The sequence below is a fragment of the uncultured Sunxiuqinia sp. genome (genome assembly GCF_963974515.1).
Classification (GTDB): domain Bacteria; phylum Bacteroidota; class Bacteroidia; order Bacteroidales; family Prolixibacteraceae; genus Sunxiuqinia.
Genome location: NZ_CAXBDD010000035.1, coordinates 1 through 22,009 on the forward strand (window position 1 = coordinate 1; position 22,009 = coordinate 22,009).

At 45.8% G+C, this 22,009-nt stretch carries 23 protein-coding genes; 9 read left to right on the forward strand and 14 right to left on the reverse strand.

The window, feature by feature from the left end:
- From AAC033_RS09810 to AAC033_RS09820, 3 genes are all read left to right on the forward strand, one after another.
- On the forward strand, window positions 1-1,492 hold a 1,492-nt coding region (locus AAC033_RS09810; RefSeq protein ID WP_339737541.1), incomplete at its 5' end, for a hypothetical protein.
- A 50-nt stretch (window positions 1,493-1,542) separates the two neighbouring features.
- Window positions 1,543-3,867, forward strand: coding sequence for a GH92 family glycosyl hydrolase (locus AAC033_RS09815; protein WP_339737543.1), 2,325 nt, complete (start codon window positions 1,543-1,545; stop codon window positions 3,865-3,867).
- 93 nt (window positions 3,868-3,960) lie between these two features.
- Window positions 3,961-5,388 (forward strand): RNase adapter RapZ, encoded by a 1,428-nt coding sequence (locus AAC033_RS09820; protein ID WP_339737545.1) that lies wholly within the window; start codon window positions 3,961-3,963, stop codon window positions 5,386-5,388.
- A gap of 22 nt (window positions 5,389-5,410) precedes the next feature.
- Here AAC033_RS09820 and AAC033_RS09825 read toward each other — a convergent pair whose 3' ends face one another.
- The 14 genes from AAC033_RS09825 to AAC033_RS09890 all read right to left on the reverse strand — a co-directional run bounded on the left by AAC033_RS09825 (window position 5,411) and on the right by AAC033_RS09890 (window position 16,489).
- Window positions 5,411-5,767 carry a hypothetical protein gene (locus tag AAC033_RS09825; RefSeq protein ID WP_339737547.1) on the reverse strand — a complete coding sequence of 119 codons (357 nt, stop codon included), beginning with the start codon at window positions 5,765-5,767 and terminating at the stop codon, window positions 5,411-5,413.
- A gap of 14 nt (window positions 5,768-5,781) precedes the next feature.
- Window positions 5,782-6,720, reverse strand: coding sequence for a J domain-containing protein (locus AAC033_RS09830; protein WP_339737549.1), 939 nt, complete (start codon window positions 6,718-6,720; stop codon window positions 5,782-5,784).
- A gap of 7 nt (window positions 6,721-6,727) precedes the next feature.
- Window positions 6,728-7,201, reverse strand: a complete 474-nt coding sequence (locus AAC033_RS09835) for a hypothetical protein (protein WP_339737551.1) — start codon at window positions 7,199-7,201, stop codon at window positions 6,728-6,730.
- A gap of 170 nt (window positions 7,202-7,371) precedes the next feature.
- Window positions 7,372-7,812 carry an Hsp20/alpha crystallin family protein gene (locus tag AAC033_RS09840; RefSeq protein ID WP_339737553.1) on the reverse strand — a complete coding sequence of 147 codons (441 nt, stop codon included), beginning with the start codon at window positions 7,810-7,812 and terminating at the stop codon, window positions 7,372-7,374.
- Between the two features lie 232 nt (window positions 7,813-8,044).
- Window positions 8,045-8,551: an NADH-quinone oxidoreductase subunit NuoE gene (gene nuoE / locus AAC033_RS09845; protein ID WP_339737555.1), complete on the reverse strand. Its 507-nt coding sequence runs from the start codon at window positions 8,549-8,551 to the stop codon at window positions 8,045-8,047.
- Between the two features lie 101 nt (window positions 8,552-8,652).
- Window positions 8,653-10,404 (reverse strand): NADH-dependent [FeFe] hydrogenase, group A6, encoded by a 1,752-nt coding sequence (locus AAC033_RS09850; protein ID WP_339737557.1) that lies wholly within the window; start codon window positions 10,402-10,404, stop codon window positions 8,653-8,655.
- Window positions 10,405-10,439: 35 nt separating this feature from the next.
- Complete coding sequence (locus tag AAC033_RS09855; protein WP_339737559.1) at window positions 10,440-12,233, reverse strand: NADH-quinone oxidoreductase subunit NuoF; 1,794 nt, start codon at window positions 12,231-12,233, stop codon at window positions 10,440-10,442.
- Between the two features lie 14 nt (window positions 12,234-12,247).
- Window positions 12,248-12,643: a (2Fe-2S) ferredoxin domain-containing protein gene (locus AAC033_RS09860; RefSeq protein WP_339737561.1), complete on the reverse strand. Its 396-nt coding sequence runs from the start codon at window positions 12,641-12,643 to the stop codon at window positions 12,248-12,250.
- 95 nt (window positions 12,644-12,738) lie between these two features.
- Window positions 12,739-13,287: an ATP-binding protein gene (locus AAC033_RS09865; protein WP_339737563.1), complete on the reverse strand. Its 549-nt coding sequence runs from the start codon at window positions 13,285-13,287 to the stop codon at window positions 12,739-12,741.
- Entirely contained in the window at window positions 13,284-14,027 is a 744-nt protein-coding gene (locus AAC033_RS09870) for a PHP domain-containing protein (protein WP_339737565.1), read from the reverse strand. The genes AAC033_RS09865 and AAC033_RS09870 overlap by 4 nt, the downstream gene beginning before the upstream one ends.
- A complete protein-coding gene (locus AAC033_RS09875; protein ID WP_339737567.1) occupies window positions 14,024-14,365 on the reverse strand; it encodes a DRTGG domain-containing protein in 342 nt (113 codons plus the stop codon). Before AAC033_RS09875 ends, AAC033_RS09870 begins: the two co-directional genes overlap by 4 nt.
- Window positions 14,352-15,728: a [Fe-Fe] hydrogenase large subunit C-terminal domain-containing protein gene (locus tag AAC033_RS09880; protein ID WP_339737569.1), complete on the reverse strand. Its 1,377-nt coding sequence runs from the start codon at window positions 15,726-15,728 to the stop codon at window positions 14,352-14,354. The genes AAC033_RS09875 and AAC033_RS09880 overlap by 14 nt, the downstream gene beginning before the upstream one ends.
- A complete protein-coding gene (locus tag AAC033_RS09885; RefSeq protein ID WP_339737571.1) occupies window positions 15,728-16,138 on the reverse strand; it encodes an ATP-binding protein in 411 nt (136 codons plus the stop codon). Before AAC033_RS09885 ends, AAC033_RS09880 begins: the two co-directional genes overlap by 1 nt.
- Before the next feature lie 6 nt (window positions 16,139-16,144).
- Window positions 16,145-16,489, reverse strand: a complete 345-nt coding sequence (locus AAC033_RS09890) for a hypothetical protein (RefSeq protein ID WP_339737572.1) — start codon at window positions 16,487-16,489, stop codon at window positions 16,145-16,147.
- A 197-nt stretch (window positions 16,490-16,686) separates the two neighbouring features.
- On the opposite strand from AAC033_RS09890, the gene AAC033_RS09895 reads away from it, so the two are divergent.
- The 6 genes from AAC033_RS09895 (at window position 16,687) to AAC033_RS09920 (ending at window position 22,007) form a co-directional block, all read left to right on the forward strand.
- Window positions 16,687-17,616, forward strand: coding sequence for a PAS domain S-box protein (locus tag AAC033_RS09895; RefSeq protein WP_339737574.1), 930 nt, complete (start codon window positions 16,687-16,689; stop codon window positions 17,614-17,616).
- On the forward strand, window positions 17,616-18,803 hold the full coding sequence (locus tag AAC033_RS09900; protein WP_339737576.1) for a SpoIIE family protein phosphatase: 1,188 nt from the start codon (window positions 17,616-17,618) through the stop codon (window positions 18,801-18,803). Before AAC033_RS09895 ends, AAC033_RS09900 begins: the two co-directional genes overlap by 1 nt.
- 208 nt (window positions 18,804-19,011) lie before the next feature.
- Window positions 19,012-19,212: a hypothetical protein gene (locus AAC033_RS09905; protein ID WP_339737578.1), complete on the forward strand. Its 201-nt coding sequence runs from the start codon at window positions 19,012-19,014 to the stop codon at window positions 19,210-19,212.
- Between the two features lie 215 nt (window positions 19,213-19,427).
- Complete coding sequence (locus tag AAC033_RS09910) at window positions 19,428-20,054, forward strand: RNA polymerase sigma-70 factor (RefSeq protein ID WP_339737580.1); 627 nt, start codon at window positions 19,428-19,430, stop codon at window positions 20,052-20,054.
- Window positions 20,055-20,100: 46 nt separating this feature from the next.
- Entirely contained in the window at window positions 20,101-21,198 is a 1,098-nt protein-coding gene (locus tag AAC033_RS09915) for a FecR family protein (RefSeq protein ID WP_339737582.1), read from the forward strand.
- 170 nt (window positions 21,199-21,368) lie between these two features.
- Window positions 21,369-22,007 carry a carboxypeptidase-like regulatory domain-containing protein gene (locus tag AAC033_RS09920; protein ID WP_339737584.1) on the forward strand — a complete coding sequence of 213 codons (639 nt, stop codon included), beginning with the start codon at window positions 21,369-21,371 and terminating at the stop codon, window positions 22,005-22,007.
- The last annotated feature ends 2 nt before the right edge of the window (window positions 22,008-22,009 follow it).

Here is a 22,009-nt window from a genome sequence, read left to right on the forward strand (position 1 = left end):
CAGCCAAATGGAGGAGTTGGTTTCTGCCTTGCTTGAGTTGCAGCATTTGAATGGAACAATTGATGCGGGAGGAAACAGGCAGTCACCGCCCGATACGGCTTTTTTGCTGGAATACCTTTGTCCGGCCGCTGCCTTGCTCAGGGAAAATGGATCAGAAGATACGGAAAAAATCCGCAAGCAGTTGGATGAATTTCTGTTAATTGCCGGAGAAGCATTGGTGCGAGGAGGCGTGCACACGCCAAACCATCGTTGGGTGGTATCCGCTTCGTTGGCCCGCTTGTACGCACTTTACCCGGATGAACGATACCTTGAGCGGATTGACCAATGGCTTGATGAGGGCGTTTACCTTGATACCGATGGCCAGTTTCCGGAACGGAGTCGCAACTATTCCCGGGTAGAAGCCTTCTCTTTGATTACGATTGCGCACCTGCTGAACCGCCCGGAGCTGCTTGAAATCGTCGAGAAAAATCTGATTTCAACCTACTATTTTCTTGAAGAAAACGGAGAACTAATCACCGTAGATTCGAGGCGGCAGGATCAAAACTTTTTACTTTCGATGAGCCTGTTTTATTTGTGCTACCGATACCTGGCGGTTGTGGAAACGAATGAGATGCTGGCTGCAGTCACTCGAAAAATTGAAGGTTTTGAGGATTTTGAACAGCAGGTTTTGTCGCGCTCGCTGATTCATTTTCTGGATATGCCTGTGCTTTTGCAGAAACTTCCGACACCGGAAAAGCTTCCAGGAAACTATACGAGATATTTTCCGCTGACGCATGTGGCACGAATAAAAAGAGGCCAAATCACCGCTACAATCTTTGGAGGAAACGATCTGCCTGTAACTGTTGCTTCCGGGCGGTCTTCCAACCCAACATTCTTCACTTACCGAAAGGGCGAAGCGGTGCTCGAATATGCGCGCTTGTCCACTTCATTCTTCAATACGGGTTATGTGAGAAGCGAAGGTTTCAGAAAAGAGGCGAATACCTATTATTTGCATGAACGGAAAGAGGCTTATTATTATCAGCCCCTGCCGGCCGATAAACGAAATCCGGAGGGCGATTATCGCTTGAGCAAATCGCTGGATCGGCGTTTTTGGAGTAAAATGGATTTTGAAAACCGCCCGGTCAGCGATGTTCAGACGCTGGAAACGGACATCACAATTCAGGAGAACAATGGTGAATTCGAGATGAAAATCCAGGTTTCCGCAGCCGAAGGTGTCAAGGTTACTCTGGAACTTTGTTTCCGGTCTGGTGGACAGCTATCAAATGTTCGTTCAACCGATCATGACGATGATTTTCTTTTAGCCGATGGTTATGCCACCTACCAGGCGGGAAAGGATACCATCCGGGTTGGACCGGGAGTGGCTGAACACGAGCACATTGATCGGATTGATGGGGAGTTGTACAGCACCCATTTTGGCTCTATCAAAGGTCAGGGAATGCATCTGTTTCTAACGGGTTATACGCCGTTTTCTCACACCATCACGTTTAAATAGATTTTCTTTTATAAATTGATCAACCTTAATTCTCAAAAACGATCGAATTCATGAATTTAAAACGAACTGCATTCAACCTGTTCCCCATTCTTTTTTTATTTTTAATTTCTTGTGAGAATAACGTTTCAGAAACGATTACTCCAATTGCGGATTTGGTTGTGCCGACCGTTGATACGGCCAATTCACGGTGGTTTTTCTTTTCATCTGCTTGCCGTCCATTCGGAATGGTGAACCTTAGTCCGGATACGCAAACCGGCGGTGCGTGGGGGAGCGGCTACCGATACAATACCGATACCATTAAAGGTTTTAGTCATATTCATGCCTGGCAGTTGGCCGGGGTTTCGGTTATGCCGGTTATTGTCGATGAAGAGGGGGAGTCAGAATTGTTCTCAGACTATTATTCTCATTTTAGTCATGAAACAGAAAAAATCACTCCCGGTTATCATCTACTCGAGCTGGATCGATACCAGATCAAAGCTGAACTCACATCTACGAAACGGGTTGGTTTTCATCGCTATGCTTTTCCCAAAGGCGGACAGGCTGCTATTCTCTTCAATCTGAATGGAATGCTTGGCCCAAGCCTCATGAAAGATGGCACATTAACACAAACCAGTGAAACCGTGCTGATAGGCAGCACGGTGAATTCGCCCACCATCCGCCGCCCAAAAGATTGCTCTGTTTTTTTTAATGCAGAATTTAATACACCGATTTCTCACATCGAGCAAGATACTGCCACCGGAAACTATCTGGTTCATTTTGATGAGTTGGAGGACAAAGAACTGCTGTTGAAAGTGGCGATTTCGTACACTTCCATTCAGAATGCCGGAGTGAATATGCAGGAAGAATTGCCAGGCTGGGATTTTGATCAGGTGGTTTCGGATTCGCGTCAGGAGTGGAACAAATGGTTGGGCCGGATTGAAGTTGAGGGCGGAACGCTGGAGCAACAAAAGCGCTTTTACACGGATTTGTGGCACGCGCTTCAAGGTCGCCGAACCATCAGTGACGTGAATGGCGCCTACCCGGATAACACAGGGACAAATTTCCGTATCGGTCAGTTGCCTTTGGATGCGAATGGCAAACCAAAATTTAACCACTACAATTCCGATGCTTTTTGGGGTGCGCAGTGGACCATCAACACGCTTTGGGGACTCGCTTATCCCGAAATGATGGATGAATTCACCGCTTCGATGATGCAATATTACAAGGATGGTGGCTTGGTTCCGCGCGGGCCGTCGGGTGGAAACTATACTTTTGTGATGACCGGCGCTTCGGCAACCCCATTTATGGTGAGCGCCATCCAAAAAGGGATTGTAAAAGATGATTTGGAAGAAATATATCAGGCATTAAAAAAGAATCACCTGCCGGGTGGAATCATGGAGAAAGCCGGTTATGAGCATAAAACTGCGCTCGGTGGCGGATTGAGCTATTACATCGACAAAGGTTTTGTGCCGCATCCGATCCCGGAAGGCCAGTTTGGCTACCACCAAGATGGAGCCAGCTTGACAATGGAATACGCCTACCAGGACTGGACATTGGCACAACTGGCGCAAAAATTGGGGAAGGAAGAAGACTACACCTATTTTATGAAACGATCACAAAACTATCAGCATGTCTTTGATCCGGAATCTGCCTGGATGCGGCCCAAAGATGTGACTGGGAACTGGAAAGCTGACTTTGACCCGTATGAGCATGAGCACGGATTTAATGAATCAAACGCGGCACAGTCCACCTGGTTTGTGCCACATGATTTACCCGAGCTAGCAGAATTGATGGGCGGTAAGGAGGCTGCAACCCAAAAGCTGACCCAAGCTTTTGAAACAGCTGCAACGATGGGATTTACTGCTGGAACTTCGCACGACCGCGAACTGCACCCGGAATATAGCCGCATCCCCATCAACTATGGAAACCAGCCTTCCATTCAAACGGCGTTTGTTTTTAATTACCTCGACCAGCCCTGGCAAACGCAGTATTGGTCACGCGAAGTGGTGGAATCGGTCTATGAAGGACTAAGCTCGCAACGAGGATTTAATGGCGATGAGGATCAGGGACTGATGGGATCGCTGTCGGTTTTAATGAAAATGGGCTTGTTCTCGATGAAAGGCGGAAGTTCACCGCAACCTGTTTACGAACTGGGAAGTCCGATCTTTGACCAGATCACCATTCATTTGAACCCTGGCTATTATTCAGGAAGAACGTTCACCATCACAACAAAAAACAATTCCTCCGAAAACCGGTACATTCAATCGGCCAGCTTAAACGACGTACCCTTAAATCATTGGAAGATTCCCCATTGGCAAGTGGTTTCAGGAGGAGAGTTGACTTTGGAGATGGGTCGCGCACCCAATAAAAATTGGGGTGTTACATGGAGTGAATAATGACCTCGGGGAGAGATTGCAAAGTGAATCGTTTTTTATGAAGGAGCTGCCAAATTCTCTTATCTTTGTTCTTCACGTAAAAAGGAGAACGCTTTGGACTTAAAAACGAAAGAAGAAATTATCCAACTCTATGAAGGTCATTTTCAAGAAGAAATGACCGTTTTTGAAGTGTTGCCAGCTTCAGGGTCATATCGCGAGTATTGCAGGATTCGGAGCAAGAATCATCAGGCGATTGGCGCCTGGAATCAGGATGTGCGAGAAAATCAGGCTTTCCTCGAATTCTCAGATCATTTTTTTAAGCAAGGGGTAGCGGTTCCCGAGATTTATGCAGCGAATGAGGCGAAGACCTGCTATTTGCAGGAAGATTTGGGAAACCTGACTTTGTTTGATTATTTGAGTCGCACCCGTGAGCTGGAGGGTTTTTCGGAGAAGATTGTGAACGTCTACAAAAAGGTACTTCAGGAATTACCGAGACTGCAAATCACGGCAGGAAAGGGAATCAACTACGATTTTTGTTACCCGCGGGCGGCATTCGACAAGCAGTCGATGATGTGGGATTTGAACTACTTCAAATATTATTTTCTGAAACTGGCCAAGATACCTTTTGATGAGCAGGCGCTGGAAGATGATTTCCAGAACTTCAGCAGTTATTTGCTGGATGCAGAAAGTGATTATTTCATGTTTCGTGATTTTCAGTCGCGCAACATCATGCTTCGCGACAATAAAGTGGCTTTCATCGATTACCAGGGCGGAAGAAAAGGTGCATTGCAGTACGACTTGGCGTCGCTCCTTTACGATGCCAAGGCCGACATTCCACAAACGGTTCGAAACGAGTTGCTGGAGTTTTATCTTGACGCCCTGGAGAAATACCAGGCCATCAATCGCGATGAGTTTAAAGCTTACTTTACCGGCTACGTCTTAATTCGGATTATGCAAGCCATGGGAGCCTATGGTTTTCGAGGCTTCTATGAGAAAAAGGAGCACTTTCTGAAAAGCATTCCCTTTGCTTTGGAAAACTTGAAATATTTATTGGAAAACAATAATATACCGGTTGAGTTGCCCGAGTTGTTTAATGTGCTTGATGCGATCAGTCAATCGATTTACCTTCGAAGAATTGGTTTGCAGGATGATGCACTGACCATTCGGATTACCAGCTTCTCCTATAAGAAGGGTATTCCTGAAGATCCCTCAGGAAATGGCGGAGGCTATGTTTTCGATTGCCGGGCGATTCACAATCCAGGACGGTATGAGGAATACAAGCAACTGACAGGCAAGGACCAGCCGGTGATCGACTTTTTGGAAAGCAATTCCGACATGGGCGATTTTCTGAAAAATGTCTTTGGTTTGGTTGATCAGTCCGTGAAAATGTACTTGTCCCGTGGTTTTTCGCACCTGAGCGTGAATTTTGGATGTACCGGAGGACAACATCGATCGGTGTATGCTGCGGAACAGTTGGCTGCTCATTTAAAGGAGAAATACAAGGCCAATGTATTGCTATCGCATCGGGAACAGGATTTTTAAGCTGATCTTGAGAAATGCCTGGTTATTTCAGCAGTCGGTTGATAAGCTCAATTTTGTATCGGTTAAAAAGTCTGTTCGATTCCTGGGCACTTAAAAATACAAGTAAAAATCCCGCTTGGCTCATTTTCCAATCACGATAGGTTTCGCCGTTTTCGATGTTGGTCACAAAAATGGGCTTGATGTAGTGCTGTGGATTTAAACCTGCACGAAATAAGGTTTGGTTGGCGTATCGGATTGCTTCCGCCAGTTGACTTGAATCGCACAGCCCGGCGTCATACAGATCGGCACAGGAATAGTGTAATTCCTGGTCATGAAATCCTTCGATTAGTCTGCGAATCAGATCCGTTTCTATTTCAGGATATTTGATCAAGCTTTTCATAAACTTGCTGTTTTTCAGTTAAAACTTAGCCTGAGTTTCTCAAATAGTTCTTTTTGTGCAGGAGTCAGCTTTTCAGGAATCTCAACCTGAAGTTGAACCAACAAGTCACCTGATTGATTCGGTTTGCCGTAAACCGGCATCCCTTTTCCTTTTACTCTCAGTGTTTTGTTATTTTTAGTTCCGGCCGGGATTCTGATTTTAATTTTTCCGTCCATCGTTTTCACCTTGGTTTCGCCTCCAAGCACGGCATCAAACAAACTGATCTGGTGTTGTACCTTTAGGTCATTTCCAATTCGTTCAAACGAACGATGCGGTAACAGGCGTATGGTAACCATCAGGTTACCCGGATCGCTTGTGCCCTTTCCTTTTCCACCCTTACCTTTAATTCGCAGCACTTGCCCGTCGCGGGCTCCAGGCCTTATCGTCATACGGATTTTCTCATGCTGAAGCTGGAGAACTTTACTGCTTCCGTGGTAGGCTTCTTCCAAGCTAAGTTGAAGTTCCGCCTGAAGGTCTTGCCCTTTGACCCCAAAGTCTTCGGCTCTTCGCCCTGAACCGCGTGAACTTGCTCTGCTTCCAAAGAATACTTCAAAAAAATCAGAAAAGCCGGATGAGCCAAAGGCCCCGAATACGTCGTTTAAGTCTTCATCGGAATAGAACGATTGCCCTTGTTGCCGGCCGAAACCTGCAAACGGGTTGTTTCCTGAATAAGCTCCGCCCTGGTCAAACCTGTTCCAGTTTTCGCCCAGTTCATCGTATTTTTTTCGTTTTTCGGGTTTGCTCAGCACCTCGTGGGCTTCGTTGATCTCCTTGAACCGGCTTTCGGTTTCTTTATTTCCGGGATTTTTGTCCGGGTGGTATTTCACGGCCAGTTTTCGGTAGGCTTTCTTAATTTCGGCCTGCGAAGCATTTTTATCAACCCCCAATATTTTGTAATAGTCTTTGTATTCCATTTCGGCATTATTGATCTTCCAAAAGACGATTTTGATTGTTTAGCGGAAATTGATCCATGAAAAACCGATTTTTCACTGAGTCCATTTGCCAGAATAGTGAATCCATGCGCTTCATGTTGTTGCGAAACCGTTCCGAAAAAAAGTCTTTCGTATAGAAATCATATTCCAGCAAGGAATCCTGAAAAAAGAAATTATCGAAATACGATTCGCCGGAAAACGGGTATCGCTGGTTGAAGCGATTTTTGAATTCAGAGAAGATGCTGTCGGCTAACAAGGTGTCACCCTCAATGTTCGAATAAAATTGCGTGTATGTTGAATCGTACCGAATCAGGTTGCCATCTTCATCAAATTCCTTATTCACCAGAATATCGGTTTTGGGTGAAATTGAATCCGTGGACAGGTCTTCTTTTTTTTCGCCGTGGCCGGCACAACTGCTTAATAAAATCACAGATAGTATTGTGGACAAGCAAATGCGTTTCATAATCTTTCTTTTTTGATCGTCAGACGATTAAGTTGGCAATTGCAGCTATTCAGCTTTTAATGGGCAGGCCGAAAAACAGGGCCTGCCCTTTGAGTTCCTGGTACAGGGAGTTACATATTATTCGTTGGTAAGCTTGAATTCCCTGTGGTTCCTGAAGTCCTGGTTAATCCTTATTTGATCTCAATTTGTTTGGGTGGTTTTGGCTTAACCTCTTCTTTTTTTGGAATGTTAACCTTGAGAATTCCATTTTCGTACTTGGCCACAATTTTATCACTTTCAACAGTTTGTGGCAAGGTGAATGAGCGGCTAAACGATTGGTAGCTAAACTCCCGACGAGTAAACTGTTGCCCTTCTTTAGTTTCATCGTCCATTTTTTTCTCTGAGGAGATCGTTAGCAAGCTGTTGTTCAGGTCAATCTTAAAATCTTTTTTGTCGAAACCCGGAACAGCCACTTCGACTTCAAAACCATCGTTGTCTTCCTTGATGTTAACAGCAGGCAAAGTCGTGTTCGTTGTCGAATAATTCCGGTTTGACCAGTCAAATAAATTCGTGTCAAAAAAGCGGTCAAATAAATCCGGATACTGGTTTGAAAATCTTGATAGTGCCATCATTTTATCCTCCATACTTTTTAGTTAGACATTTATTTTTCGATTTGAAAAAATCAAAACAAATGCCAGAGGTTACGGAAGGACAAATTTTCAAGTCATAGCTGTCATTTATTCAGATACTTAGCTTTTAGTAGTTTGAAATGCCTGAACAAATGCTGTGTTTTGAAAATGCCATTATGGCAGGCTGAACAGTCAGCTATCGGTAGAATATTTCAGACCTTTTCGTGGCCCTTTTTTAGGCTGATTTGGCTTCGGACGGGCAACCTTCCTGGTACTCCGCAATAATTTTACTGACTTGTTGTGGTGACACCCGGCCATAAACCCGTTGTCCCACGGTAACCACGGGTGCCAGTCCGCAAGCGCCAACACAACGCAGGCTGCTAAGTGAAAATTTCCCGTCGGGCGATGTTTGCCCCACTTCGATGTTCAGTTGTCTCTTGAATTCAGCCAGCACCTGTTCTGCACCGCGCACATAACAAGCCGTTCCCATGCAAATTGAAATGGGATGCTCCCCCTGGGGTAGCATGGTGAAAAATGAATAGAAAGTCACCACGCCATACACTTTGGCTACCGACATTTTTAGCTCTTTGGCAATCACTTCCTGGACTTCGGCTGGCAAGTAACCCAATTTGCTTTGAACCTGGTGCAGTACATTAATCAGTTCTCCTTCCTGGTTTCCAAACTGGGCACAGACTTCTTTAATCTGATTGATGGTTTTTTCTGCAAGTTTTATTTTTGGCATTTCAATATACTTTAGTCATTTAATGGTCATTCAATCGTCATTGATCGCTGGAAGCCGGAGGCTTGACTCTGAATACAGCGGCTGATCAGTACGACTTTTTCTTAGCTTCTGTCAAAATACTCCGTGTGCAACAAATGATGTGCTTTTTCGCTCAGCGGTTCCCCCAAGAATTCCTCGTACAGTTTTTTGATGTATGGATTTTCGTGCGATTTTCGGATGGTTTTGCTTTGATCTTCGGAATAGATCGCTTTTTGCCGCTTCCGTAAAATCTCTACGTCCCCGTGATGGTATGGTTGGCCACCACCTCCGATACATCCGCCGGGACATGACATGATCTCTATGGCGTGAAATTCGCTGGTTCCAGCTTTAATTTCTTCGAGCAATTTGCGTGCGTTACCCAAACCATGTGCAATGCCAATATTGATTGGCAATCCATCAAAGTCAATGGTGGCTTTGCGCAATCCTTCCATTCCGCGCAATTCTTCAAAGTCGAGCCTTTCCAGCTTTTTTCCGGTTTGCAGTTCATAGGCGGTTCGCACTGCTGCTTCGATTACTCCACCAGTCGTTCCGAAAATAACACTGGCACCGGTGGATTCGCCCATAGGTTGATCAAATTCTTCGTTGGGCAGCGACTTGAAATCGATATTTGCCAGCTTGATAATCTGCGCTAACTCGCGGGTTGTTAACGCGTGGTCTACGTCAGGGTTGCCATCAACGGCAAATTCATCGCGACTGCTTTCGTATTTTTTGGCCACGCAGGGCATGATGGAAACAACCACCAGATCTTCGCGTTTCACTTTCATTTTTTCGGCGAAATAAGTCTTGGCAATGGCGCCAAACATTTGCTGTGGCGAGCGGGCAGTGGAGGGAATATCTTTCAATCCTGGGAAATGGTGTTCAAAAAACTTTACCCAAGCCGGGCAGCACGAAGTCAGAATTGGCAGTTTTACTTCCTGGTCGCCGGCCAAATATTTGTTGAGGCGCCCAAGCAATTCGGAGCCTTCCTCCATGATGGTCAAATCGGCTGCAAAATCGGTGTCAAACACATAGTCGAAACCCAGACGGCGCAAGGAGGCAGCCATTTTGCCGGTGACCAGTGTTCCGGCAGGCAGGCCAAATTCTTCGCCTAAGGCTGCCCGAACAGCGGGCGCTGTTTGCACAATGACCGTTTTTGAAGGGTCGGAAAGTGCCCGAATGACCGCTCCGGTTTGATCGACTTCGGTTAAAGCTCCGGTGGGGCAAACGGCCACACATTGTCCGCAGTAGGTGCAGGAAGAGTGGTCCAGGTTCATTTCGAAAGCGGGAGAGACGACCGCGTGAAATCCACGGTTGATCATGGAAAGCACGCCAACCGTTTGCACCTCGTTACACATCATTTCGCAGCGGCGGCACAAGATGCATTTGTCCATTTCGCGGATGATAGCAGGGCTTGTATCCTCGCGGTAGTGGGATTGTTCGCCCTGGTAATGAATTTCGCGAATCCCCAGATGATGAGCCATGTCCTGCAGATCGCAGTTTCCCGATTTAGCGCAAACCAGGCAGTCGGCGGGGTGGTCCGAAAGGATCAACTCCACCACCGTTCGGCGGGCATTGACCGCCCGGATGGAGTGCGAACGAACTTCCATGCCTTCGGCTACTTCGGTGCAACAAGCCGGAGCCAGGTTTCTACGCCCGGTAACTTCAACCACACACACCCGGCAGCCTCCGGGCTTATTTTCGATGTTCATATCGTGCAGATGCATGTGGCAAAGCGTGGGGATATCAACGCCAATGCTCGATGCGGCTTCTAAAATGGTTGTCCCTTTCTTGACGACCAGGGGTTTTTTATCGATGGTCAAATTAATCATTTCCATAATTGTTTGTTTAAACGTTAGGCACTTTCATCACCTTAGGCAATTTTGATTGCATTGAACTTGCATTTTTCGAAGCAGGCCCCACACTTGATGCAAAGTGTTTGGTCAATGTAATGTGGACTGCGTTTTTCGCCAGAAATGGCTCCAACCGGACAAATCCGGAAACATAGCGTACAGCCGGTACAGCGTTCATCATCGATGACATATTGCATCAATGCTTTACACTGACCCGCCGGACATTTGCTTTCGTTCACGTGTGCTTCGTATTCATCCATAAAATTGTCGAGGGTTGAAAGCACCGGATTAGGCGAGGTTTGTCCCAGCCCGCAAAGCGAGGTGTCCTTAATTACATGGCTTAGCATGCGTAGTTTTGTCAAGTCTTCGGGTGTGCCGTTTCCGCTGGTAATTTTCTCCAGTATCTCATGCAGACGTTTGTTGCCAATCCTGCAGGGGGTGCATTTGCCGCACGATTCTTCGAGCGTAAATTCAAGGTAGAATTTGGCAATGGAAACCATGCAGTCGTCCTCGTCCATCACGATCATTCCGCCCGACCCCATCATGGAGCCGGCAGCCAGCAGGTTGTCGTAGTCGATGGGAGTATCCAGAAAATCGTTCGTCAGACAACCGCCCGATGGACCACCGGTTTGAACGGACTTGAATTTCCGACCGTTTTTGATGCCGCCTCCAATGTCGTAAATCACTTCACGCAGCGTGGTACCCATTGGCACTTCAATCAAACCCACATTGTTGATTTTTCCGGCCAGGGCAAACACCTTGGTGCCCTTCGATTTTTCGGTGCCAATGCTGCTAAACCATTTCGCGCCTTTGTTGATGATAGGTGGAATGTTGGCAAAGGTTTCCACATTGTTCACGTTGGTGGGCTTTCCCAGGTAGCCTTCCTGCGAGGGGAATGGTGGTTTGAAAGTAGGTTCGCCGCGTTTGCCTTCCATGGAATGAATAAGAGCCGTTTCTTCGCCACAAACGAAAGCGCCCGCGCCATAGCGTATTTCGATATCGAAATTGAAGCTGGTGCCCAGAATATTTTTGCCCAGCAAGCCATATTCGCGGGCTTGGTTGAGCGCCGTTTTCAGCCGCTGAATGGCCAGTGGATACTCGGCCCGAATGTACACCAAGCCTTTGTCGGCCCCAATGCAATAGCCACAAATGGCCATTGCTTCAATCACTGTGTGCGGGTCGCCTTCCAAAATAGACCGATCCATGAAGGCGCCGGGGTCGCCCTCATCGGCGTTGCAGACCACGTATTTCTGTTCATTTTTCTCTTTCCGGGTGATATCCCATTTCAATCCCGTTGGGAAGCCACCGCCGCCACGTCCGCGCAAACCCGAGTCCATGATTATTCTAATGGTTTCTTCGGGCGACAATTCGTCCAGACATTTGCCTAAGGCCGAATAACCTTCGTTGCCAATGTATTCCTCAATATTCTCTGGATTGATGAATCCACAATTTCGCAAAGCAATGCGGACCTGCTTTTTGTAGAAGTCCATGTTTTTGCTTTCCGATATTTGGCTCTTTGTGTTTGGATCGGTGTATAGCAAACGTTCCACAATGCGCCCTTTTATCAGGTGCTCTTCAATGATTTCGCTGGTATCGTCGGGGGTTACGGAAACGTAAAAGGTATTGTCGGGTTGAATTTTCACAATGGGCCCTTGTTCGCAAAACCCGAAGCATCCGGTGTGTATGACCTGGATGTCATTTTCGAGTCCGCGTTCTTCCAATTGGTTTTGAAAGTTGTTCTTAATCAGTTCGCTTTGGGCGGCCTTGCAGCCGGTGCCACCGCAAACCAGCAGGTGCATTTTATAGTCAGCCATTCGTTGTGTGGTTTTTATTCGTCAATGGTTTTGTAACTCACCGGGATGATGCCATCCACCAGCTCGTTTAACTTGATGTGCTTGTCGATAATCTCTTGTGCTTTCGCCTTATCCACCCAGCCATAAATGACGGGTTGCTTGCCTGGTATGGTCAGCTCAATGGTAGGTTCGGCATAGCAAAAGCCCATGCATCCGGTTTGGGTAATCAGCGCATCAATACCTTGATGGTCGAGTTCTTCGATAAAAAAGTTCATCGTGTCCTTGGCACCCGAAGCGATTCCGCAAGTGGCCATCGAAACCTTAATTTGAATCAGGTTGTCGGGATTGTCGCCTTTTTCCCGGAGTTTAATTTTGGATTGCACTTCCTCCTTGAGTTTTTTGAGGTCGGCCAGTGATTTGATTTTATTCATTTTATATGGGTGTTATCTGGTTTTAATTCTGAAAGCTAAGCCATATGCTTGTCAAATGTCCGATGATTCAAGCAATTAAAGTCTAATTTTTGTCATTATTCGCTTATTTGAATTTGTTCTAAATTTTCACGAATCATTTCATTCAGAAATTTTCGTATTTCCGGTGTTGAAAGCGGCACTCCGTCCAGCTCTTTTTTCACTTCGCGGGTGTCGAATTCAAATTGTCCTTTCGGAGTTTCGTGTACATAGCGGATTTCGGTTTGCTTTTCATTGGCCGCTAAAATCAGCAAGGTTCCGGCCATGTCGCCCAAAACCGGCCGATCAATGTGATGAAAGCCGAAGTTCACCTGGAGTTGGGTCCCCTTATTTTCTTCGGAATGAATTTGAAAACTCCCTTTGGTGAGCTCGGCATTGTGTTTTAGCAGCGGTAATCCAAGACCAACTTTTCGTTTGGTTCGGGAAGTAAAAAAAGGATTGGCTGCCTGCTCCACTTGTTGCGGGCTCATACCTTTTCCGTTGTCCTTAATATCCATGGAAAGCAAGTCGCTATCTGGTTTTTCTGTAATCGTAATTTCGATCAAGCCCGCATTGGCGCGGATGGAATTTTGGGCGATGTCGAGAATGTGGAGGGATAGTTCGTTCATGATTCAATTTTTACAAAGCGGCCGTTTTTTTGATTCAGGGCCCACCGAATTTCCTGAAAAGTAGGTTCATATAAGTAAAATGAAGTAGCAGCTGAACCAATATCTTCGACGTAATGCGCGTCTGAAGCCGTAATCAGGCTGACGTCGGCATGAATGTCGTAGCGGCTTCGAATTTCCTGTTCGTTGGCGAATTTCGATAGCTGCATTCCGTCTACTCTCAGGTTGGTGGGCAGGTAACCCAGCTGGCTGTACAGGCTGTTGATGGGCCGGTCGATATGTGCCGGAATAAACAGTCCATTCAGTTGATGGGTGTACTGTTCTATCATTTCAATATCGATTTGGAGCGGGCTTCCCAGGTAGTTGGGCAGATGACGGGTGATTTGGTTTTTGTTGTTTACCAACACCTGGTGGCCGTGGTACTCGGGGCGGTTTGGAATTTCAGGCAAATACTGGTCTAAAAATTGCTGAAACTTACGGCTGGTATAATCATCTTCAAACAGGCAGATAGCATGTATTTCTTCTCGGCTGTTTACCTCGCAGCCATTCACCACCAAAAGACCTGTGCCTTCGGCTTGTTTCCTCACGATCGCACATTGTGCGGTAGAATTGTGGTCGGTTACTGCCAGAATATCGATGCCGCGCTCCAAAGCCAGCCCGACAATCCGGTCGGGACTCATATCCAGGTCGGCGCAGGGCGACAACACGGTATGAACATGGAGATCGGCACGAAATTTTTTCATTGGCTATCCTTCAGCAATGCATACAGTTTTCCACTCAACTCAAAGGTTGAATCGGAGGTCGACAACAGGGGAATCTGCTCCTCGTTGCTGTGTTGGATCGTACTTTTGTGCGGCTGCAATCCTTTAACAAGGATCACGGCTGCCAGGTCTTTCAGCGAAGCAATGGCCATCACATTTTGATGGACCTGCAGGGTAATCCAGACTTGGTTTTCGCGGGCATTTCCCATCACATCGCTCAGCAAGTCGGACACATACGCTCCGCTGATTTCTCGGTCAAGACCTTTCTGACCCGAAATCACTTGCAAATTCAGTTTTTCAATTAATTCAGAAACCTTCATTTCGTTTTCCTCTTTTATTACAGTCAGCTTGAAATCGTTGTTCTCCCCATTTTTTTTCTACGTTCCGGAAGGCTTTCGACGTGCTAATTTTTCCTTCTTTTTCCCACATTTGTTGCAGGAAAACGCAGTCCGACATCTTGGCGGTTCCGCTCACCATATCTTCAGCTAGAGCCTGGCAGTTTGGAGCTCCGCAGGCACCGCAATCTATTCCGGGCAAAAAGCAAATGATGCGTTGTGCGCGGTTCATCTTTTCGAGTGCCCGCTCGCGATCCGGATCCAGGCTGAAAGCTGGTTTAGGGACAATCTGGTCGGATATCAATTTTTGTTTCAGTTCTTTTGATGCTTTAATGGCTGGCGTATTTTGCAATTTCCAGGCCGGGGCATAACGTCGGGCACGGCGTTCGAGCCGTTCCACCGTTAGAAAGCGGTTCCCGGTCATCATGATGCCTCCGGCACAGCTTTGGTCGCAGGCTCTTAGCTCCAGGAAGTCAATGTCAGGCACTTCCTCGTTTTCCAGTCGCTCCAAAAAACGGATGACATTGTGAATACCATCAATAGCCATGCTGCGTTCGCCAAAATGCTTGGCTTCGCCCCGGGTCAGGCTCCACAAAATTCCGTCGCGCGTCAAGTTTTGCCTTTGGCTGCTGGTGTCGGGCACTTCATTGGTGTCAATGGCTTTCATCACCCGGTTGTACAAGGCGTTCATGTTGATGATTCCATCCACAATCGATTCTTTTTCGCCTACCGGGCTTTTCACCGAACTGATTTTCGCATTGCAGGGCGTCACATAAAAAAGTCCAATTTCCTCTTCTTTGGCTCCCTGTTTTTTTAATTCTTTGATGGCAAAGTGAGCCCCCAAATCGTGCGGTGCTTTGCGGCGGATCATGTTTTCGGTCAGCGAGGGGTACCGAATTTGGATGAGCCTGACAATGGCCGGGCAAAAAGTTGAGATGTGTGGACGGTTTCCGGGCGATTTTCGACAATATTCCTTGATGGAACTTTTTAGAATTCCAATGGGCTGTTCCACTTCAAAAACATGGGTGAAGCCAATTTTCAGCAGGGCAGCATAAATCTGGTCTTCACTGTATTTCTCCGGAAATTGGCCGATCATCACAGCCGGAAATAAAACCACCCGGTATTTGAACGTTTGAATTTTTTTTAAGTCATCCTGCTCCACATAAATTGCTTTCACAGGGCACGCCCGCATGCAGTGGCCACAGTCCACGCATCGGTCTTCGCGGATTTCGGCCAAACCACCAACCACCCGAATGGCTTCGGTTGGACAAACTTTCATGCAGTGCGTACAGCCGATGCATTTTTGCTCGTCAATGGTTAATGCGTGATATCTTTTGGATGGTGACATTAAAAATAATTGACCATTTTAACTGTTGTTCCTTCGCCAACGGTTGATTCAATCGTCAGCTCATCGGTATTTTTTTTCATATTGGCCAGCCCCATTCCGGCTCCAAATCCCATTTCTCTCACCGCCTTACTTGCAGTAGAATATCCTTCTTGCATGGCCAGCTCAATATCCGCAATTCCCGGTCCTTTATCCATGATTTCTGTCGTAATTTTGTGCGGTTCCATTTGTACTAGAATCCGTCCTTCGTAGGCGTGGGCCACCACATTCACTTCGCCTTCGTACAGGGCAATTACGATGCTTTTAATGCAACGGGCGTCAATCCCAAGCTGTTTCAGCATTTTTTTTACCTCGCTGGAAGCATGCCCCGCCCGCGAAAAATTACCACCTTTTATGTTAAATTCCAGTTTCATCGCTTGTTAATAAACCGGTTTTAAGCCTGCCTGGTACAAAATTCCACTCGCCTTAAACAAGGTGAATGGCGATTCGAGCAGGCACAGGTTGTTTTCCCTGGCAAGCGCAATCATCTCATCGGTCACTTTTTTGTGGCGAACAAACACAATGAAGCGAATATCAGCCATTTCCGCAGTCCGGATGGTCTGCAAGTTGCACATACCGGTAATTAGCAGCAGGTGATCGGTGTCGAGCGTAAGTACATCACTCATTAAATCAGAACTATAGCCACGCTCAATGTTGGTCGAGGCATGTTCTGCCCCACAAATTATTTTGGCTGATAACAGTTGGCAAATTTCACTTACTTGCATGATGTTGAAAAGGTTTTTGCAAATATCAACGAAAACCTTGAATTGAAAGAAAATTTCGATGGGAATATGCACCGGGAGATAATATTTAGATTGAATTGAAATAAGGGGCGAAATTTGTAATTTTGCGGGAAGATAGAAGAAGTCCCAGTTTACAGTTTCAGAAATGATCGATGACTAATTACTAGCAACCAATCACCATGATCTACGACGACCAACCCTTTCACTCGGATATGATTGAAAATCCGAATCTTCACCAGAAGATTATCGATGCCTTGCCCATTCCAATCTTTTACCGCGATATCAACGGCATTTACATTGCAACCAACAAGGCACATGAAAATTTTATCGGCTTGAAGAAGGAAGAAATCATCGGGAAAACGGTGTTCGATGTCCAACCACAGGATATTGCCGAGATGTATGCCCGCCGCGACCAGGAATTATTTGAAAGCCCCGGGGACCAATCGTACGAAACCAAGTTCCGCTTGTCCGACGGTTCTATTCACGATGTGATCTTCAACAAGGCGGTGATCCGCAATGATGAGTCGGAGATTATTGGGATTGTGGGTTCCATAATCGACATTACGGACCGGAAGAAAGCCGAACGCCGATTGGAAAAGGCAAAGGAAGCATCTGTGATTGCTTCGGCCATGGTGCATAAAATCAGGGCCGGCATCGTCATTGTCGACAGCGAATTTAAGGTGATTGACTCAAACGAAGGTTTCGCCAGGCTGTTCGGGCAGGAATTGGAAGAATTGTACGAAACCATTCCTGGTTTGCAGGGAGCCGATTTGCAGGAACTGATTCCGGAAGTGGTGTTTAAAATGTTCGCTTCGCTGATGGCTTCGGGCGAAAACATGCTGGAGCGCGACCTGAAAATTCAAAATAAGCTGCTGCATATCTCCGTCATTACGATTTATAAGAACCGTGTGGTCGGAGCGCTGATTCGCGATATGTCAGCTCCATCATTGGTACGCGAAGAAATTATCAGCCGCACCCAGCGCGTAAACAAGAAAAACCTGGAGACGGTGCAGAAAATTGCATTTCTTTTGGGTGAGAATGCCTCGCAAACCGAGGAGCTGCTCAACTCGATTATACAGTCGTATAAATATGAGGAGGACAACAACTGATGGCCGATTACCACTTCGATGTCGATATTCAACAAAAGATGCACCATGGCGAGGTGGTATGCGGCGATGTTTTTTATACCCGCCGGATCAAGGAAGAAGGGCGGGTGATCCTGGTTTTGTCCGATGGAATTGGGCATGGCGTAAAAGCCAATGTGCTGGCCACCTTAACGGCTTCTATGGCATTGAATTACGCCTCGCTGCACACGCAGCCTGATGTGGCAGCCAATGTATTTATGCGTGCCTTACCCCGAAGCAGCGACGGCAAAGAAAGCTACGCAACGTTCACCATTATTGAGATTGAAGTAGGTGGAATGGTTCGGATCGTGAATTACGATAATCCGCCAACGCTTATTTTTCGCAACGGCGAGCTGTTTGCTCCGCGCGAAATTGAAGTGAATATTCGTGGCGCAGAGAATGTGGGCAAGATTCTTCGCATACGCGAGTTTAAACCCGTCAAAGGCGATCGGATTCTGTTTATGACCGACGGAGTGGTACAAAGCGGACTGGGTGGAAAACGCTACCCGATGGGCTGGGGACTTGAGCAGGTCAAGCAGTTTGCGCAAAGCCAAATTTTTCGTGAAATGGAGATTTCAGCCACCCGGCTGGCCCGGAAAATTATGAATCAGGCGGCGATGAACGATGCTTTCGAAATGAAGGATGACACCAGTTGCGGGGTTGTTCATTTCCGGCAGCCGCGCGAGTTCATGCTGATTACCGGCCCACCTTTCTATAAAATTAAGGATACCGACTTTGTGAAGCGGGTCACGGAATTTCCGGGGAAGAAAATAATTTGTGGTGGAACAACAGCCGAGATCATAGCCCGCGAGCTCGATCTCGAAGTGAATATCCAGCATCGCTATGGTTATGCCGAAGCGGCCATTCCGCCAGCCGCGGAAATGCAGGGCTTTGAAATGGTGACGGAGGGCGTTTTGACGATGGGAAAGGTGGAGGAAATTCTGGAAACCTACACAGGCGAAACCCGTTTGGGCAGTAGTCCGCCCGAAGAAGTGGTAAAATTATTGCTGGAGCATGACATCATCCACATCATCGTTGGTACGCGCATAAACTGGGCGCATCAGGACCCCGACCAACCCATGGAATTGGAAATACGCAAGTTTGTGGTGAAAAGGATTGTTCGCCTGCTTGAGGAGCGTTTCCTGAAAAATGTATCGGTGGAGTTGGTCTAAAAGCCGGTTTTGAAAGCACAAACCTGTTTATCAAACTACGGTCCCGCACGTGCGGGATCAAAGGTGTGCTGAAAACAGACTATGAAACACGGGTTAAAATTCCGATGAATCTGGACTGTGAGAAGTCAGCCGAAGCCATCGTACCATAATACGACTGTTTTAGAATTGGCAGAACCTTAAAAAGTGAATTATAAAAGAATCTCACCCGATGAAGGAACGAAAGCAGAAAAATCCGTTTCAAGGAACCAGCCCGAATGAGAGTAGGACAGAATACGAAGGCTATGTGGGCGGGCAAACTTACATTGGGATAGCTGAAAATAATCTTACTGACACCTACCCATTTAAGGAGGACTATCATAACCGCCGTATAAAAAGACTATATCTGTTTGGATTCTGGAGAAAGAAATAATCAGAGCAGCTTCGCAGAAACGTGGCTTGAAAATTAGTTTTTTATTGGAGTACATGAGAGGTCGGAAAAGGAAGTAGGAGGAAGGCTACTTTGTTTTCCTCCTACTCGATTCTGTTTATATAACATGTTTAGTCATCATACTTATTCTCATGAAAACTTTATATATTGTCGTGCTAAATTGACCGATACTCAAAATGGGGTTGTTTTTCAACCTGTTGAAACCTAAACTGATAAACTCACGTTCGATGCCAGATTTAGATCATTTTCTTTTTGATCAAATAAGGGAACACGATGATCAAAAGACGTTTGAGCATGTTTTCCATACTTATTACGCGCCGTTGTGTGTATTCGCGAATGGAATAACAGGTAGTCGGGAAGATGCAAAAGACCTTGTCAATGACTGCTTTTTGGAGCTTTGGAACAAACGAAAGTCGATTGTGGTTAAAACGTCTCTAAAGTCATACTTGTATATTTCGGTTCGTAATATGGCTCTTAACCACCTCAAGAAAAGTCGCAGGCAGGTGGAATTCGAGTCGGCTATGATTTATCCGTTTTACAAAGAAGAAGAGATCACATCTCAAATTGAGCGGCTTTTGAGACTGGACGATTTAGAGTTACGCCTGAAAAATTCAATCGATTCGTTACCGCAGCAGTGCCGCTATATTTTTTATTTGAATCGCTACGAACAGATGTCCTACAAAGAAATCGCCCAAAAGCTGGATTTATCTGTTGGAACAGTGAAGACTCAAATAGCTCGTGCCCTAAAAAAAATACGCGTTGATTTCGAGGGTGTTAAGCAGTCCGGTCAAATTTTTTTACTCAATCTTGTACGCCATTTTTGAGATTTATTGTCTTAGTAGCAAAGGAAGTTAATACTTGTCCGCTATTATGAAGATGAATTCAGATATCGACCTGCTTATTCTCGATTACATTGAGGGGACCCTCAGCAAGGAACAAGAAACAGAACTATGTGAATGGGTCGAAGCCTCGGAACAGAATACAGAGTATTTTAGTCAGTCGATAGCTTATTTGGAACTGACCTATACAGCAAGCAAATCAGAAAAATACAATTCCTATAAAAATTGGGGCAGGATTGAGTCCAAGATTAACAAGCGCTCAAAGCTGCTCCGAATAGGACGCGAGTTTGCCAAAATAGCGGCTGTTTTTGTTTTTGCTTTTGTTTTGGGCTACTTCTACGTCCAATTTACCAACTCCCGGCAACAGAATCTGCTAGCCAACGATTTTATTACAACCGAAGTGCCATACGGAAGTCGATCTGTGGTGACACTCCCTGATGGGTCACGTGTATGGATCAATGCCGGAAGTTCGATCAAGTATCCTGTTGACTTTGATGAGACACAACGGATTGTTCAACTGGATGGAGAAGCCTACTTTGATGTTATAACAAATAAAAGCAGGCCCTTTTATGTTGAGACTTGGGGACTGAAACTGAAGGCAACCGGAACCCAGTTTAATGTTCGCGCATACAATGATGAAGAATTTATTGAAGCGATTTTGGTTGAAGGAGAAGTTGCAGTCAATCGGGCTGTTATGCCACACAAAACGGATTTGATCCTAAAACCGAATCAAAAGCTGACGGTTTACAGAGATCATAAAACAGATGTAGGCTGCGAAACCAAGCCAGAGGATGTTGCAAGCGAGGGGACAGGAGAGCGAATATCAACTTCAATGAAAGTTGCCAAGGTCGAATTGACCTCGGATGTCAGAACCGATATCTATACGTCATGGAAAGACAAGGAATGGGTTATTTACAAGGAGAAGTTTGGCTCTTTGGCGCATAAGCTTGAAAAGAGATACGATGTAAAAATAAAGATACAGGACGAGGCTGTTTTCGCACTGGCATACAGCGGTACGTTGAAGGATGAAAACTTAAAAGAGGTATTGGATGTGTTAAGCATCACTTCGCCAATTAAATATGTGTTTGATGATAAAAATGTTACTATATGGTATAATCCCGAATTTTAAATAGAGACTATGTCTTAAAAAAGAGTAACAGGATGGTACCAGCATCCTGTTACATCACTAAACAAAAGCATACGTAAGTATGTATTGTCTAACTAATTATTTGTAAAACTATGAAAAAAAATCTGTTCTGTGAATCCCTATGGGATCATTTGAAAAAACTTTTTTTACTTATGAAACTAACCGCCATTCTGATTTTACTGGCACTGCTTCAAGTGAATGCAGGGGTTTTCTCGCAAAACACCAAGTTGAACCTCGAAGTAAAAAACCAGACTCTTCGGACTGCTCTGAACAACATTGAGCAAATGAGCAACTATCGCTTTTTCTATTCAGAAGATGTATTGTCACTGGATGAGCTAGTCGATATTAATGTTCGAAATAAGGAAATTGCTGAAATTTTAAATGAACTGTTCTCGGGTATGGATGTGACCTACAGTGTGAAAAACAATAATCTGATTGTTTTGAAACCGCTGAAGTCTGGCCAACAGCCTGGCACGGTTTCCGGAATAATAACCGGGATCGATGGAGCTCCAATTCCTGGAGTAACAATTGTTGTTAAAGGAACAACTGCTGGAACAATTACCGATTTGGATGGAAAATATTCGTTAAATGTTCCGGAGGGAGCTTCAATTGTGGTATCGTACATTGGGATGTTAAGCCAGGAAATTGAAGTAGGCAATCAAAACACGATCAATATTGTTATGCAAGCCGATGTCATTGGCGTTGATGAGGTTGTTGTGGTTGGTTATGGTACACAACAGAAAAGATCGGTGACAGGTGCCATTTCTACGGTTAATGCCGAAGAATTGTGAGC